This window comes from Mesorhizobium sp. M0185, assembly GCF_040322175.1.
GTDB lineage: Bacteria > Pseudomonadota > Alphaproteobacteria > Rhizobiales > Rhizobiaceae > Mesorhizobium.
In genome coordinates this window covers 1-14,556 of record NZ_JAMYSY010000087.1, presented here as the reverse complement: position 1 = coordinate 14,556, position 14,556 = coordinate 1, and the positions used below count along the sequence as shown (strand labels likewise).

General features: G+C 59.3%; 11 protein-coding genes and 2 pseudogenes. 6 read left to right on the top strand and 7 right to left on the bottom strand.

Annotation, left to right across the window (positions count from 1 at the left end; genetic code table 11):
• Positions 1-258: 258 nt before the first annotated feature.
• Both NKJ20_RS32965 and NKJ20_RS32960 read right to left on the bottom strand, forming a co-directional pair.
• Positions 259-1,689: a KamA family radical SAM protein gene (locus NKJ20_RS32965; protein WP_352749768.1), complete on the bottom strand. Its 1,431-nt coding sequence runs from the start codon at positions 1,687-1,689 to the stop codon at positions 259-261.
• 610 nt (positions 1,690-2,299) lie between these two features.
• Positions 2,300-3,115: a helix-turn-helix transcriptional regulator gene (locus tag NKJ20_RS32960; RefSeq protein WP_352749766.1), complete on the bottom strand. Its 816-nt coding sequence runs from the start codon at positions 3,113-3,115 to the stop codon at positions 2,300-2,302.
• A 675-nt stretch (positions 3,116-3,790) separates the two neighbouring features.
• On the opposite strand from NKJ20_RS32960, the gene NKJ20_RS32955 reads away from it, so the two are divergent.
• Positions 3,791-3,958, top strand: a complete 168-nt coding sequence (locus NKJ20_RS32955; protein ID WP_352749771.1) for a transposase — start codon at positions 3,791-3,793, stop codon at positions 3,956-3,958.
• A gap of 65 nt (positions 3,959-4,023) precedes the next feature.
• Here NKJ20_RS32955 and NKJ20_RS32950 read toward each other — a convergent pair whose 3' ends face one another.
• From NKJ20_RS32950 to NKJ20_RS32935, 3 genes are all read right to left on the bottom strand, one after another.
• Complete coding sequence (locus NKJ20_RS32950; RefSeq protein ID WP_352749764.1) at positions 4,024-4,944, bottom strand: LysR substrate-binding domain-containing protein; 921 nt, start codon at positions 4,942-4,944, stop codon at positions 4,024-4,026.
• 959 nt (positions 4,945-5,903) lie between these two features.
• Complete coding sequence (locus tag NKJ20_RS32940) at positions 5,904-7,133, bottom strand: ATP-grasp domain-containing protein (RefSeq protein ID WP_352749762.1); 1,230 nt, start codon at positions 7,131-7,133, stop codon at positions 5,904-5,906.
• A 573-nt stretch (positions 7,134-7,706) separates the two neighbouring features.
• The gene (locus NKJ20_RS32935) at positions 7,707-8,477 is read right to left on the bottom strand and encodes an IclR family transcriptional regulator domain-containing protein (RefSeq protein WP_352749761.1); all 771 of its coding nucleotides are present in this window, start codon (positions 8,475-8,477) and stop codon (positions 7,707-7,709) included.
• Between the two features lie 123 nt (positions 8,478-8,600).
• Here NKJ20_RS32935 and NKJ20_RS32930 point away from each other — a divergent pair, with 123 nt between their 5' ends.
• The 5 genes from NKJ20_RS32930 (at position 8,601) to NKJ20_RS32910 (ending at position 13,668) form a co-directional block, all read left to right on the top strand.
• Complete coding sequence (locus NKJ20_RS32930) at positions 8,601-9,458, top strand: CoA transferase subunit A (RefSeq protein WP_352749770.1); 858 nt, start codon at positions 8,601-8,603, stop codon at positions 9,456-9,458.
• Positions 9,455-10,258, top strand: a complete 804-nt coding sequence (locus NKJ20_RS32925; RefSeq protein WP_352749759.1) for a CoA-transferase subunit beta — start codon at positions 9,455-9,457, stop codon at positions 10,256-10,258. The genes NKJ20_RS32930 and NKJ20_RS32925 overlap by 4 nt, the downstream gene beginning before the upstream one ends.
• Entirely contained in the window at positions 10,258-11,463 is a 1,206-nt protein-coding gene (gene pcaF, locus NKJ20_RS32920; RefSeq protein WP_352749757.1) for a 3-oxoadipyl-CoA thiolase, read from the top strand. Before NKJ20_RS32925 ends, pcaF begins: the two co-directional genes overlap by 1 nt.
• 465 nt (positions 11,464-11,928) lie before the next feature.
• The gene (locus tag NKJ20_RS32915; RefSeq protein WP_352749755.1) at positions 11,929-12,252 is read left to right on the top strand and encodes a DNA -binding domain-containing protein; all 324 of its coding nucleotides are present in this window, start codon (positions 11,929-11,931) and stop codon (positions 12,250-12,252) included.
• Positions 12,253-12,552: 300 nt separating this feature from the next.
• Complete coding sequence (locus NKJ20_RS32910; protein WP_352749753.1) at positions 12,553-13,668, top strand: saccharopine dehydrogenase family protein; 1,116 nt, start codon at positions 12,553-12,555, stop codon at positions 13,666-13,668.
• A gap of 363 nt (positions 13,669-14,031) precedes the next feature.
• Here NKJ20_RS32910 and NKJ20_RS32905 read toward each other — a convergent pair.
• Together NKJ20_RS32905 and NKJ20_RS32900 are read right to left on the bottom strand one after the other, a co-directional pair.
• Positions 14,032-14,124, bottom strand: a pseudogene (locus NKJ20_RS32905) (winged helix-turn-helix domain-containing protein); the annotation flags it as partial.
• A 97-nt stretch (positions 14,125-14,221) separates the two neighbouring features.
• Positions 14,222-14,443: pseudogene (locus NKJ20_RS32900) on the bottom strand (helix-turn-helix domain-containing protein); the annotation flags it as partial.
• Positions 14,444-14,556 lie beyond the last annotated feature (113 nt).

The following is a 14,556-nucleotide window of genomic DNA, read 5'->3' as shown; positions in this document are numbered from 1 at the left end:
CCGCGAAGAGAAGCGAGTGACCTGCGGAACGGCCCTGGAAAAAAGTACAGGAGCACCTTGACCTCAACCACCCCAATCAGAGAGGCCTCTTAGACATAAGCCTATCCTCAAGCATGTGCTTGAGCCTTCCTGCTTATGCTGAGTGTCCGTCGAAAGTGGCGGCAGTTCAATTTTGCACTTTGTGCAGTTCCCAGTGATGACGTAGGTCACGTCTGGCTCTCATGCGCTTGGAAATACCAGCTATCTTGTCCGCGCACATTACTCCGCGGCCTGCTGGAATGCAGGGTTGATGCCATAGATGGAATAGAGGCCAGCCTCGTCGTAGATGACGCGATCATTATAGCCGCTGAACCAGATTGCATCCGGGTTTCGGCCGACTATGGTCACCTTGCACCGGTCCGGCGCATCAGCGGCCGAACGCAACAGCTTGAAGATCACGACGCCTCTTTCACCACCAGCGACGCCCGGTAGGGGCTCGTTGGTGACCGCCGCCACTTCGGTCTTGCCCTTGTAGTGAGTGATCGAAAGCCGCGCGTGGGCTTCGACGCCCGACTGGCCCTTCTGCGATTCGTTCAGGATCTGCCAGGCCCGCTCGATCGGGACGTTGAACGCCTTGTGCCCGACCATGTCGCGACCGCAGAAGAAGTAGTGGTTGTTGATGCCGCGTCGGGCCATCTCGCGTTGCATGGTCCTCAGCGCTTCAGCATCGTCGTTGATATCGCGAATGATCGGCGACTGATTGTGGATGGTGATCCATTCGCGCCGGGCGAGTTCCTTGACCGCCACTCGCGTTTCGCGGATCCAATGCAGCCCGCCGCCAGGGTTATCGACGTAGCCGCCATCGGGTTTCTTGCGGAGAAACTCGTCAGGATGGTTGAAGTGCACCATTATCCGTAGGCTGACCTCCGGATAGGCCTCATGAAAGGCATCGAGCATCGCAAAGAAAGTCTGATCAAACCGCTGCGGATGAAACGCCAGCTCCTTGGTCCCGATGCGGATAGTCTCGACGCCGGCTTCCGCGAGTCCGGCCAGCCAAGCAGCGATGTTCTTGTTCCCCAGCACCATGGGATCGCCGCCTGACATCAGGATCTCGCGAAGCTTCTCACGGCCGGTCTCCGGATGGCGACCGCCATTCGCGGCCACTGCATTGTTGTGCTCGCCAATGTATTCGACGATCTCGCCGAGCTGCGCCAAGCCCTTTGGAGCAACCGTACCATCCTCACGGGTGATCTCTTTGCGGCCGATCAGTTCCTCGCGGTAGCAGAAGCGACAGTGGGCAGAGCAGGTGGACGCCACATAGAGCAGACCCAGCTCATACTTATGAATCAGCCCTTCGCGCGGGCTGTAGGTCATTTGTTTGCCCGGATCTTCTGCACCGTCGAGATCGTAGGTTTCCTTCGGGCTGGCTTTCACCAACGTCTGCATGGGTCGGCTGTATTGCGCCTGCTCATAATAGTGCCGCGTGATCTTGATAGGCATCCGGGCCTCCAGATCTTTCACGGTGCCTTTCAGTTCAAGGATCCGGTCTAGTTCTTCTTGGGAATAGAACCCCCGCATGTCCTGGGACACGTCACCGCTGGCGAACTTGGCTATGCCGGTGATGATCTGCCGGTCATATTTGCCGTTGACGACTTTGTCCAGAAACGCCTGCTCGCGCTGTGAGGGCAAGTATTTTTTAACGGCACTCATGGCGCATACCTCCAAGGCTGTGATATCCAGCCGGCACAGACTGCAGCAGAGGCCGATCCGGGTGAACGTGTTGATTTTCTCTGTCTGATTTCTCGGATGCACCGCCCGAACTTACAAGCACATATTCGTCACCAGTTTGTGACTCGTATTCATGAAGACAGTATTCTTCGAACCGGCGCTGAAATCCGGACCGTCAGCCTGCCCAACAATCCGGCGCTCATCGTTGCACTTCATCTCCCGCGAGCACTCTCCCCCAACTGCGCAATAGGCCCGTTATGGGTCGGCGGATCGTCGGCCAGCCTGTCGGCCAATTGCAGGCGTCACTCGGCCGCGGCCAATATATGACGCACCATCCGAGGTGATGCGTCCCCCGTGAAACGCAGCTGAGATCTTCTTGCACCCAATGGATGAGAGCGGCAGCAACGCACCATCGCTCATGGCGGGTCTGGCTCGCGAGATGCCGTGGCAGGGCTGGCTTGGACAGCCAGATCATTCGCCCAAGCTACATCCGCCAGCCTCTCAGAAGCTACGTCGTGAATGAGCGGGGCTTCAGCAACGGGTTTCGACTTCGAGGCAGGTCGTCAATGAGGCGTTAGTTTCTCGAATTTGCTTACAACTCGATAATTCCCAAGTTTATCGCCTTTATAGCTGCAACCGTTCTGCTGGAAGTACCTAATTTTCTTAATACGTTCTTTATGTGGAAATTGACAGTATTTAAGCTAATTCCCAGAATGATCCCTGTTTCCCACGACGATTTCCCTCTCGCCGTCCATAAAATGCACTCTTTTTCTCTAAAAGAAAGATCAGGAGCTTCCTCGATGCCAGTCGAATCTGCGAACCTTGCGACCTTCAGATGGAAATGTAGCGCAGCAAGTTGCAAGTAGGTGATTGTTTTATTTTGGAATTCGCAACCCCCGGGTTGTGCAAAGCTCATGATCGCAAAGCTGGCATCGGAGCCGTGCAGTGGAACGCTAATGCCTGACCTCAAGCCGAACGTCGCAGCCTCGTCGAAAACGCGACGTTCGTCCTCAGTCGTACGTGCGTCATTGTACACCTCGCTCCATCGAAAGGCGCTTGCGCGCTTTCGACCTGTCTTGATAATGGGGTCTATCCTGTCATAACCCATTTCGAAATAGCGCTGCTGCCATTCATCTGGATAATTTAGCATCATCGCCCGACCGTTTGAACGAGAGCGATAGCCGATCCACGGGCAATCAAAATTCAGGGCAAAGGCAGATAATAGGTCGAACAACTCCTCGGTTTGAGCAACACCATCGGTTTGGTCGACAAATCTGCCGAACTCGGCCGCAAACGCCTCCCTAGTTTCGTCGGGAAATGCATCGACGGAAACAAAGAAAGTTGGTCGGACACACTGGTCGGCAGCTCTAGCCGTTGAGAGACCGCGGCCATCCGGGGGGGGTTCCATTGTCTCTCCTCCGCAGCTTGTTTGCATCGGATATTGTCCCTGGTGGACATAGCTGCCAGCAGTAAGGCTACAGTTCTCGTCGCCACTGGCGGGCGAGCATCGCTAAAAGCTCTATCACATTGCCGAAAAAACAAAGTTATTTTTGATCAAGTGAATATTACGTCGGCTCTCTGAAAGTGTATCATTGGACAAGAATATTTAACGCTTGAGATCGGCCGGTGCATTCAGTCGGAGTCGGCTGGTGCCTGACCTTGGTCCTGCTGTGCTCGATGTCGTTACTGGCGCACGCATTTTCGAAGTGTGGCCAGCCATATGGCCGACGCCCGCAGTAAGATAGGAACAGCCCGGACGCACAATCGGGAATGCGGTAGCCAACCCGCGCATCAGAGCTTGATCACCGACGTCCTTCAGTTCCGCCTCCACCCATGCGCGATCATCAGAATGAGAGCAGTTCCCCGGAACGGGCGACCTGCTGCGTTCCAAACCTTGACAGCGGACATCAGCGCTGTGGTGGGACCACCTTTCGGGAGTGGTCGCGATCTGTGAGGTTGCCGATCTTGTATTGGGATCGGAGATCGGCTTGTGTCTGGACTTGACCTTACGCTTGACCCGGAGCGGCAGCCTCGGCGTTCGAGGTGATCAACGGTGCTGGCGGTCGGCGTCAGTGGTCGGTGGATGACAAGGCGCGTTATGATAGCGGAGACGCTGGAGCCGAACGCAATCATTTCCGAGGTCGCCCGTCGGTACGGCCTCATGCCGCAGCAGGTCTTCGCCTGGCGCCGCGAAGCGCGCAAACAGGCCGCTTCGGTGCAGCAAGATTCTCCTGCCTTCGTGCCGTGTTGATACACCCCGTAGCGTCGACCGCTGAATTGGGCTTGCGGAGCGTAGATCAATATTCCAAAGCGAATCTAGTCGTGGCTGTTCGTCATGCTGCCGCGCCTCGTGGTTGACAGCAGCCAACGCGTAAAAGCGTTTACCTGCGGGTTAAAATCGCCGGCCGCGCTGACTACAAAATAGCTCTTGTGCGTCTCCAGGGGCGTGTCGCTTAGCGGGATCAAAACGCCACATTCGAGCTCTATTTCGATCAGATATTTGGGTAAAAGGGCGGCGCCGATTGAACACACGGCAGCCGAGATGATCATGGAAAACTGATCGAAATGTCGACCGCTCAGCAGCCGCTTATCAGTGGTTCCTTTCATGGCGAACCAGTCAATCCACGCGCTTTCGCGAGTAATGAGATGCAGAAGTGGAGCCTCCGCGAGGCGGGCAGGCTCGCTTGCCGAGTACATATCGCGGAATTTGGGGGAGGCAACCGGCAGCATTTCTTCATCGAATAATTTGTTCATACGTGCGTCTGGCCAGTTGGCCTTTCCGAAATGGATCGCGAGATCGAAGCGCTCTCGTGTGAGGTCAAACGGTACAGTGCGGGTCTCCAGCCTGATTTCGACGCTGGGATGGTCATTCAGAAAAGTCCCCAACCGCGGAATCAGCCAACGACTGCCAAATGTTGGCAGGATGGCAATACGCAACGTGGTATTTCGCTCGCCAGCGGCAGTCGCCCGCGCTACTGATTGCTTCAGGTTCTCAAGATCGACTGCCAAATCGGCCGCAAACCGCCTGCCAGCCTCGGTCAGTGTGACGCGTCGTCCCACCCGCCGGAACATTGTCACGCCGATCGTCTCCTCAAGTTCCTTGACTTGTCTGCTGACGGCGCTTTGCGTGAGATGAAGTTCCTCCGCCGCCTGCGTAAAGCTTTCGTGCCGCGCAGCGCACTCAAAGCTGCGCAACAGGGCGTAGGACGGCAGATTGCGGTGACCTGCGGACTTCAAGGCTCAACACCTTCTATCAGCAGAACTCACAATTTTGTCTGTTACATTCATGCAATTCATTGCAACGGTGGCCCTCAAGTTGCTCCTCGATCCTGAAGTGGACCTTCGTCAGCTCAGCAGGTTCTGCAGAGCTGATTGGGCCTGCAAGAATGAAGACGACGGCACCACCGCCTCCTTTAACATGCGCAGAGTTCAGGCCTTCCTCGAGGCCAAAACTATCTCAACCTAGCGCCGGAATCGCGTCGAGAGGATGATTGAGCTCACCGATCGATGGTGCGGCTATCTCGGCAATCACGTCGCTCACCGAGTGAACGGATATAACCTCCGGAAGGCCACGAAGCGCCTGTATGCCCTCCCAAGTACCTTGGGCTTGAGGACGATTATGATATGGGACGAGGGAAGGGCACCTTGATCGCGCTAGAAGCCGCGTTACGCCGAGATCTTCATTTTGAGATTGCGAACCCTCAAACGAGCGCGGGCTGCTGCCGCTCCGCAGCCGCAGCTGTCACGTCCGCCATGGGCGTAACAGGTCCAGAGGCATAGATAGCGCCGAAGCGATTGGCCAGGAATTCTGGCAAGTTGATTGCTCCTGGCAGATCACTCCCTGCTGCGGCAGCCGGCCACCAACCGACCGCGATTATCTCCCGGGACACCACGCTCCGTTACAGGATTGCTGCGGGCAACGGCTGAAGACGATCCGGATTCGCTGGAGCCAGTATCCTGGCATCGAGCAGGAACATCAGCGTATCAAGCGCTCGACTTGCCCGATGCTCGGCTTCAAGTCCTTCGCCGCCACCGCGCTATTCTCGAGGGTCGAGATGATAATGCCATATGATGCACGAGCGACAGCGAAGGGACGCCTTAAATGCGAATCGGACCCTCGCCTAGTGCTTCTCCATTCTCGCCGCCTGATCCGCAGCGTACCGATCCTCCCATGCCCCCCAATTCAGCTCCTGTTTCTATTCGCTAAGTGTCGAAAATGGCGTGATCGACCAACGAATTAAGTCGACGGCATGCTGAAGCATTGCCTCGGTCTGGGCACGGCTAGGTGAAGCGGCGATGACATGTCCGATGCGGTCTCGGTAGTCGCCCCTCCTGACGATCGGCGTCTTGGGTTTAATGTACAATCTAACCTCGGCGACACCTGGCGCCGCAGTCGCGCGACTGTCGCCGTCGATCCAATCGAGGATGCCATCGCGATCAGCATTTAAGCACTCCGCGGCCGCAATGTGCGAATGCCTTCTGCGCAAGTCCCATTCGTTGCCGATGATAAGCTTGATGTGCTCGGTGATGAGATCGACACCGCAGGCCGCCTGAATCAGCCCAGGACTAGTCCCACCTGCAAGACGGGGATTGACTTCAATGACGACTGGGCCACGCTTCGTCCACCGAATGTCAACGTTCGTTGGCCCCCAGCCAAGGCCGAGAGCTGGCAAACAGCTCAGCGAAACATCCGCGATGCGCTCATGCTCGTCATCAGTTAGCGGGGCCGGGCAGGTCAAATGACGGAACACGAAATGCGATGGGCGGTCGAAGTCAGCGGCGTCAATCCCAATGACCTCATTTCCCATTATATGAGCGCTAAAAAAGGGGCCTTGTGCGAATTCTTCGACCAGTATCGGCGACCGCCATCTGTGCTGCCCGTCCAACAGATAGGTCGCATGTTCGGCCAACTCGTTGTGGTTGCGGCACAATCGGACACCGCTGCTGCCGCTGCCTACGGCTGGCTTAAGAACCACCGGCAGGCCGATCTCCGCGGCAGAACTTTCTACGTCCGTCGCATTCGCTGCCAACCGAAAAGCCGGGATTGGAATGCCGGCCTCCGCGAGGAGCTGGCGTTGAGTGAATTTGTCACAGCATCGCTCAATCGATGCGGGGTTTGGTCCCGGTAGGTCGAAATGCCGGCAGAGCTTGCCGACTGTCGCATAGACCGACTCGTCCGCGCCCGAAAAGCCAGTAATGCCAGCAATGTCATAGGTCGCGCGCAACCGGGAAGATTTGCGAATCAGCGCATCGAGATTGCCTGTATCGACACGGATTGTCTCAATTCCTTCCGCCGCAAGATAGTCATATTGAGCTGGATCAGCCGACAGGGTAATTGGATGAAGATCAAGATACCGGGCCGCTTTCACGTATTGCAGACCAATACTCCCATGGCCTTCAAGCAGGATGAGCGCTCTTCTTGTCATTGGTATCGACCTCCGTTGCATGCTGTGCGGCGATCCGAGCGTCACCGGCGTTAGTTTTCTGCTCTGCCTACCTCAGACTTTGTTGTGAAGGTATCACTGGCAGGTATCTGCGCTCGCAAAGACTCTGTAAATTTGTTTGAAGGATCTGTTGCAACGCTTTGGTTACCGGCGGGTGACACCAATCCCCTAGATTGATCTCGGAGATTTCGGGCCTCAAGGGACGCCAGTTTGAGGAGCAGTCAGTGATCCTGAGATCGTCAGTCTGGTCGACGACGCGGCAAATCGCGCCCGTTTCGTCGACAATGCAAGCGGAGGACTCTTTCAGCGATAGTAGAGTAGGCGGTATGCGCCGTGCCGCCTTTCAGAGGGCAGGATCATTGGTCTGGGCAACCATAATTGGCCGACGTCGGCGCGGCAGCCCTCATCCGCCAGCGGCACCTTCCTCCCCGAGAACGACGGAAGGGACAAGTTCCGGCGTTGGCGATCCCCTCTTCCCCATTTTTTGGGTAAGGGTGAGGGGCAGTGCCGGCCCGAAGTCATTGCTTGGTCCGCCGGCTCTTCGACGCTGATCGCTCAGACGAAGAAGAACTCCTGGACGCGCTGTTTTGCCCTCTGCAACTCAGGCAATATCTCTCGCTCCATCTCTTCGACGGAGAAACGGGCCGACTGGGTCGAGACATTGATCGCCGCCACCGTACGCCCGGCCCGATCGTCGATCGGCACGGCAATCGAACGCAAGCCAAGCTCCAGTTCTTCATCGACGATGGCAAAGCCGTCGGCCGCTGCCTTGCGGATGGCCGCGGCAAGCAATGGCCTTTTGGTGATGGTCTTCGGCGTTCTCCGCTCGATTTTTGCCTGGCGGAGGAACGTTTCGAGAGCATCCGGCGCGAGGCTTGCAAGCAGGACACGCCCCATCGACGTGCAATGCGCCGGCAGCCTGGTGCCAACATCGAGCGACACGCTGAGAATGCGCCGGCCGGGAACACGGGCGACATAGACGACGTCCTCTCCGGACAGCACGGCCGCCGAACAGGCTTCGTTCAGTTGCGCGGCGACCTCGCGCATGATGGGCGCCGAAAACGTCCACAGCGAGGCGCCGCCGAGCCAGGTACGGGCAATGGTCAAAAGGCGCGGCGACAACGAAAAGAGCCGGCCGGACTGCGTCGCGTAGCCGGCGGCCACCAGCGTCAGCAGGAAGCGGCGGGCGCCGGCGCGGGTCAGCCCCGCCTCATCCCCCATTTCGGTCAGCGTCATGCCAGCCGGGTACCGGGCCAGTATCTCCATGACCGCAAGCCCTCGCTCGAGCGAGCCGACATGGTCACGCGAAGCTCGCTCGTCATCCATGTGGCCTCCGAAAAAGGACCGCGTCGCCAGGATTGACTCGATACCACAATCCGACATAGAAGTATTTCATATAAAACATATGTTCGCAATACGAACTTTTTTCTCTTGAGATTCGAGCCCGTGATGGTCAAATTCCTGTCGCTCAGCCAGGCCGTGGCCGAAAACCTGCACGATGGTGATACGGTTGCCTTCGAGGGCTTCACCCATCTGATCCCGACGGCCGCGGCACATGAGGCGATCCGCCAAGGATTTCGCGATCTGACCCTGATCCGCATGACCCCCGACCTGATCTACGATCAGATGATCGGCATGGGCATGGCGAGCAAGATCGTCTTCTCCTATGTCGGAAATCCCGGCGTCGGCCTGTTGCGGCGCGCCCGCGACGCCATCGAGAACGGCTTCCCGCGAGCGATCGAGACGGAAGAGCACAGCCATGCCGGCATGGCCAATGCCTACGAGGCGGGGGCGGCCGGCCTGCCTTGCGCGGTGTTCCGCGGCTATCGCGGCGCCGGGCTGGTGGCCGTCAACCCGAACATCAGATCGGTGACCTGTCCGTTCACCGGAGAGGCGCTTGCCGCCGTTCCCTCGATCCGCCCCGACGTCACCTTCATCCATGCCCAGAAGGCCGACAGGAAGGGCAATGTGCTGGTCGAAGGCATCATCGGCATCCAGAAGGAAGCCGTGCTGGCGGCCAGGCGGGCGGTGGTGACGGTGGAGGAAGTGGTCGATAATTTCGACGATCTGCACCCCAATTTGACCGTGCTGCCGCGCTGGACGATCGCGGCGATATCCATCGTGCCGGGCGGCTCGCACCCGTCCTACGCGCATGGCTATTATGCGCGTGACAATGCCGCCTACCTCGAATGGGACGACATCGCGGCCGACCGTGAGAAATTTCAGGCGTGGATGCGGAAGAACGTCATCGAAAGCACGGCCGACGATTTCGCCGTTCGTGTCGAACATCTGAGGACAGCCGCATGAGCGACCGTCAAGACCTTGGCTTCACCCCCAACGAGATGATGACGATCGCCGCCAGCCGCGCGCTGAAGAACGACGATGTCTGCTTCGTCGGCATCGGCGCGCCGTCTGCCGCCTGCAACGTCGCGCGGTTGACGCATGCACCCGACATCACCCTGATCTACGAGAGCGGCACGATCGGCACCGCGCCGGATGTGTTGCCGCTGTCGATCGGCGACGGTGAGCTCTGCGACACCGCCGTGACCACCGTCCCGGTGCCGGAGATGTTTCGCTACTGGCTGCAAGGCGGCCGCATCTCGATCGGCTTCCTCGGTGCCGCCCAGCTCGACAAGTTCGGCAACATCAACACCACGGTCATCGGCGACTATTTTCATCCGAAGACCCGGCTGCCGGGCGGCGGCGGCGCGCCTGAGATCGCCACCTCCTCGAAAGAAGTCTACATCACCATGGCACAGACCAGGCGCGGCATGGTCGAGACAATCGACTTCTTCACCTCTTTCGGCCATGGCGAGGGCGGCGTACATCGCCAGCGCCTCGGCATCGAGACATCCGGGCCGACACTCTTGATCACCGACCTTGCCATCTGGAAGCCGGATCCGGCAACGAAGGAGTTCACGGTGGTATCGCTGCATCCCGGTGTCTCGCGCCAGCAGGTACAGGAAACCTGTGGCTGGAAGGTGAAGTTCGCCGCCGCACTTGACGAAACGTCGGCGCCAAGCGAACTCGAACTCATGACGCTGCGCGACCTTCAGGCCCGCACCAGGGCAGCGCGTGAAGGAACCGCCAAAGGGAAAGCTGCATAATGGCCGAGGCGTATATCTGCGACTACATCCGCACGCCGATCGGGCGCTTCGGCGGCTCGCTGTCGGCGGTCCGTGCCGACGATCTCGGCGCTATCCCTCTGAAGGCGCTGGTCGAGCGCAATCCAAACATCGACTGGGCTGCCATCGACGACATCGTCTATGGCTGCGCCAACCAGGCCGGCGAGGACAATCGTAATGTGGCGAGGATGTCCCTGCTGCTGGCCGGCCTGCCCAAGGAGGTTTCGGGCTCGACCGTCAATCGCCTCTGCGGTTCGGGCATGGATGCGGTGATGATTGCTGCCCGCGCCATCAAAGCCGGCGAGGCGGAGCTGATAGTATCAGGCGGCGTCGAATCGATGAGCCGTGCTCCGTTTGTCATGCCGAAGGCCGAGAGCGCCTTTTCGCGCAATGCCGAGATTTATGACACCACGATCGGCTGGCGCTTCATCAATCCGCTGATGAAGAAGCAATACGGCGTCGATTCGATGCCGGAGACCGGCGAGAACGTGGCGGAAGAGTTCGCTGTCTCCCGCGCCGACCAGGACGCATTTGCCGTGCGCAGCCAGGACAAGGCTGTAGCCGCACAAGCCAATGGCCGGCTGGCAAAGGAAATCACGCCGGTGACGATCGCGCAGCGCAAGGGCGATCCGGTCGTTGTCGACAGAGATGAGCATCCCCGCGGGGGCACGTCGATCGAAGCGTTGGCCAAGTTGCCGACGCCGTTCCGACAAGGCGGCACGGTTACGGCCGGCAATGCCTCGGGCGTCAATGACGGCGCCGCGGCGCTGATCATCGCCTCGGAAGCCGCCGCGAAAAGATATGGGCTGACGCCGATCGCCCGTATTCTGGGCGGTGCCACCGCCGGCGTGGCGCCGCACATCATGGGTATCGGCCCGGTGCCGGCCACGCAAAAGCTGTGTGCCCGGCTCGGCCTGACGCCGCAACAGTTCGATGTCGTCGAGCTCAACGAGGCCTTCGCCTCGCAAGGCATCGCCGTGCTGCGCCAGCTCGGCATTGCCGAGGATGCGGCGCACGTCAACCCGAATGGCGGTGCCATCGCGCTCGGTCATCCGCTCGGCATGTCCGGCGCGCGCATCACCGGCACGGCGGCGCTGGAGCTGCGGGAACGTAGCGCCCGCTATGCACTTGCCACCATGTGCATCGGCGTCGGCCAGGGCATGGCGGTTGCGCTGGAGCGCGTTTGAGATCCGCCGTTTCTGGCCGGTTTCTTCCCGCTCTCCATAAGACATTGCAACGTAAGGCATCGCCATCCATGCGAGACGGAAGCGGCAAACGGGAGGCTAGGCGCGCATGTGCAGCTTGACCCTTCCTTTCGCGCCAAAGCCCGTCTCCGGGCCGCCGACCACTGGGCTGGCAAGGCCTAGGCGTCCACGCGACCCCACTTTGGGCGCACCGCTATCGTCGTACCGAGGTACCGGTCGAGACTGGTGAACATCCAACCCGGCAAAAGCGCCGTGTAGTTCGCCCACGCAGGATGGGATTGAGCTCCTGAAGCTTGGAGGCCAGACTGCACAGGGCGGAACTCGTTCCCGCCGCGCCGAGCGGCACCGCCGTTCGACCTGACGGCGCTGCCATGCCGCACATCGGTCCTGTTAACGGGCGACGCAGCCAACATCTTCTGTTGCGGCGCGCCGACCAGCATCTCCAGGTTGTCGTGTCTGGCGCTAGCTTTTGCTGCCCGTCCGATTCCATATCGACGCGATCTAGCCTGCCGCCCAGTTGAAACACTGCAGCTTGAATGCCTCAACAGTCTTTCGGCACACGGACGCCTGCCGAAAAGGCTGTTTCCGCCGGAAGCGCGTGGCCTACACCTCCGGTTCGCGCTCCAGCCACTCGATGGTTCGATTGGAGGGGCTTCGCACCGGGAAATAGCCGAGGCGCTGATCGGCGAGCCGCGGGTTCAGGCTGACTTCATCGCGATTATTTGCGTGACCGCATCCGCCGCGCCATTCGGCGCGGCTGTGTGCTCATAAGTAGCCGGCACAGGGACCCCCTTTCTGAAAAGCTTGGCAGTGCGCAAAATCGCCAGCTGCTAAACAATTCCTTGTAGCCGAGGCCGTTCTCTAACGGGTCGAGGGCGGCGGCTCGGTTGTGAGCATATCGACACACTTGCCGTGAGCAACGCCAGAAGTTGGCGATCTTTGTCCGAAACCTGCATTTCGTCAAGTTGCCCCTGCGATCTTCTCAAATTTGATAGAACTTTTACAAAATTAGCTGCGCGAGTTGATTAAGTATGACGATGCCAGACTGTGGTGCTGTTGCAGGAGGAAATAATGAAAGACGTCATCGTGATCGGATCAGGCAAAATCGGCCCCACGATTGCACGGTTGCTCGCGGATACCGGGGACTATCATGTCACTGTCGTCGACCGCAGCGCTCAACAACTGGCGGAGATTGAAAGCGGTCCCGCGCATTCGACGGCCAAGCTGGATATCACCGACGAAGCAGCCTTGGCTGCGCAGCTGTCCGGCAAGTTCGCGGTCTTAAGCGCGGCGCCCTTCCAGCTCACCGTCGCCATCGCCACCGCTGCGGCCAGGGCCGGTGTGCATTATCTCGACCTCACGGAAGACGTTGAATCCACGCGGCAGGTGAAACGAATCGCGAAGACCGCCAGAATCGCATTCATTCCACAATGCGGCCTGGCACCAGGTTTCATCTCCATCGTAGCGAGCGACCTGGCGCGCAAGTTCGACAGCCTTGAGAGCGTGCGGCTGCGCGTCGGCGCCCTCCCGCAGTTTCCCAGCAATGCCTTGAACTATAATCTCACCTGGAGCACGGACGGGGTCATCAACGAGTACATCCAGCCCTGCGAGGCTATCGTCAATGGCGAACTCGTCGAAGTGCCTGCATTGGAGGAGCGCGAAGAATTCTCGCTCGACGGCGTCACCTACGAGGCCTTCAACACCTCGGGCGGCCTCGGGACGCTCTGCGAAACGCTGAAGGGCAAAGTCAACACACTCAACTACCGGACCATACGCTATCCGGGTCATGCCACGATCATGAAGGCGCTTTTGCACGACTTGGGACTACGGCACCGCCGCGATGTGCTGAAGGACATACTCGAACAGGCCCTGCCGACCACGGTGCAGGATGTCGTGATCGTCTTCGTGACCGTCTCTGGACGCAGAGACGGCCGGTTAGTCCAGGAAACCTACGCGAACAAAATCTACAGCGCCGAGGTCGGCGGGCGCATCACAAGCGCGATTCAGATCACTACCGCATCGAGCATCTGCGCGGTTCTCGACCTGCTTGCCGGCGGCAAGATCCCGGCCCAGGGCTTTATCCGGCAGGAAGATATTAAGCTCGACGCATTTCTGCAGAACCGCTTCGCGGTCTATTACGGGCAAGGGGAAGCGACGAAGGGCCGTGGTGCCACGGTTGGGGCCTGAGCAGAAGTTTCCAGTGGCATTTTGGCGGTTCTTATTAATCGGCGGTCGTTTCCGCGACCAGCCCGTTTCGAAAAGCGAACGGGAAATGGTTCTCTCGCTCGCGCCGCCAGGCCAGATAGTAGGATTCGGCGCTTTTTATCGGCAGATCCAGAGCGGGCAGCGAAGCCAATCGCGCAGGCGGCGACCGCCCCCTGCGCGGCCGCCGCGACCTGGACGAACAACATTACCGCGCTCACCAGCTCGTCCCGCGTCGCCATGGTGACCTGCCTCATCTGATTTGCGCCTGCCACACAAATGCGGGCGCAAATCAGATGAGGCACCGGGTCAACATCCAGGAACAATTCAGGCGAGGCAATGCGACATCTTCAAAAGGGTCGACACATTGCGCTCGTGATAATCAACCCCGAAGCGCTCGTTGATGACCTTCTGGAGATCGACGCGCCGCCAGCGCACCATCAACGGCAGGGTCGGCGACCGGTTTCCACAATCTCGGGCCAGCTCTGACAATTGTTTGGCAAAAGCCGCCGCCCGAGACCACCATAGCAAGCGTCCTTGTGTCCCTCCGGCCCGGCTTCGTTGAAGCGATGCACCCAGTCGCGCACGGTCTGGCGCGATCCATCCCGCCGATCTTGGCGGCATCCGCTCGGCTCATACCGTCAAGCACCGCCGCCAGCGAAAGTAACCGACTGAGCCGTCGCGCGTCCTGTGAAGCGCGAGCCAATCGGCGAAGATCCGAGGCCGAATAGTCCGTCCGCAATTCAACTGCTGAGACCATGGGCGACTCTCCTCCGCCCCAAAGGAATCGGAGTTGTGTGCGTCAAGTTCTGCAAAATGGCGTGGCATTGCGGTGACGTCGGCGTGTCCGCCGCGCAGCCCCCGTGTTTAGCG

What these genes read in the sequence shown, in the direction of transcription:
- NKJ20_RS32955 (WP_352749771.1), top strand. Translation starts at nt 3,791, where the DNA reads ATGACAAGGCGCGTTATGATAGCGGAGACGCTGGAGCCGAACGCAATC.
- NKJ20_RS32965 (WP_352749768.1), bottom strand. Translation starts at nt 1,689, where the DNA reads ATGAGTGCCGTTAAAAAATACTTGCCCTCACAGCGCGAGCAGGCGTTT.
- NKJ20_RS32925 (WP_352749759.1), top strand. Translation starts at nt 9,455, where the DNA reads ATGAGCGACCGTCAAGACCTTGGCTTCACCCCCAACGAGATGATGACG.
- NKJ20_RS32960 (WP_352749766.1), bottom strand. Translation starts at nt 3,115, where the DNA reads ATGGAACCCCCCCCGGATGGCCGCGGTCTCTCAACGGCTAGAGCTGCC.
- NKJ20_RS32930 (WP_352749770.1), top strand. Translation starts at nt 8,601, where the DNA reads ATGGTCAAATTCCTGTCGCTCAGCCAGGCCGTGGCCGAAAACCTGCAC.
- pcaF (WP_352749757.1), top strand. Translation starts at nt 10,258, where the DNA reads ATGGCCGAGGCGTATATCTGCGACTACATCCGCACGCCGATCGGGCGC.
- NKJ20_RS32940 (WP_352749762.1), bottom strand. Translation starts at nt 7,133, where the DNA reads ATGACAAGAAGAGCGCTCATCCTGCTTGAAGGCCATGGGAGTATTGGT.
- NKJ20_RS32910 (WP_352749753.1), top strand. Translation starts at nt 12,553, where the DNA reads ATGAAAGACGTCATCGTGATCGGATCAGGCAAAATCGGCCCCACGATT.
- NKJ20_RS32935 (WP_352749761.1), bottom strand. Translation starts at nt 8,477, where the DNA reads ATGGATGACGAGCGAGCTTCGCGTGACCATGTCGGCTCGCTCGAGCGA.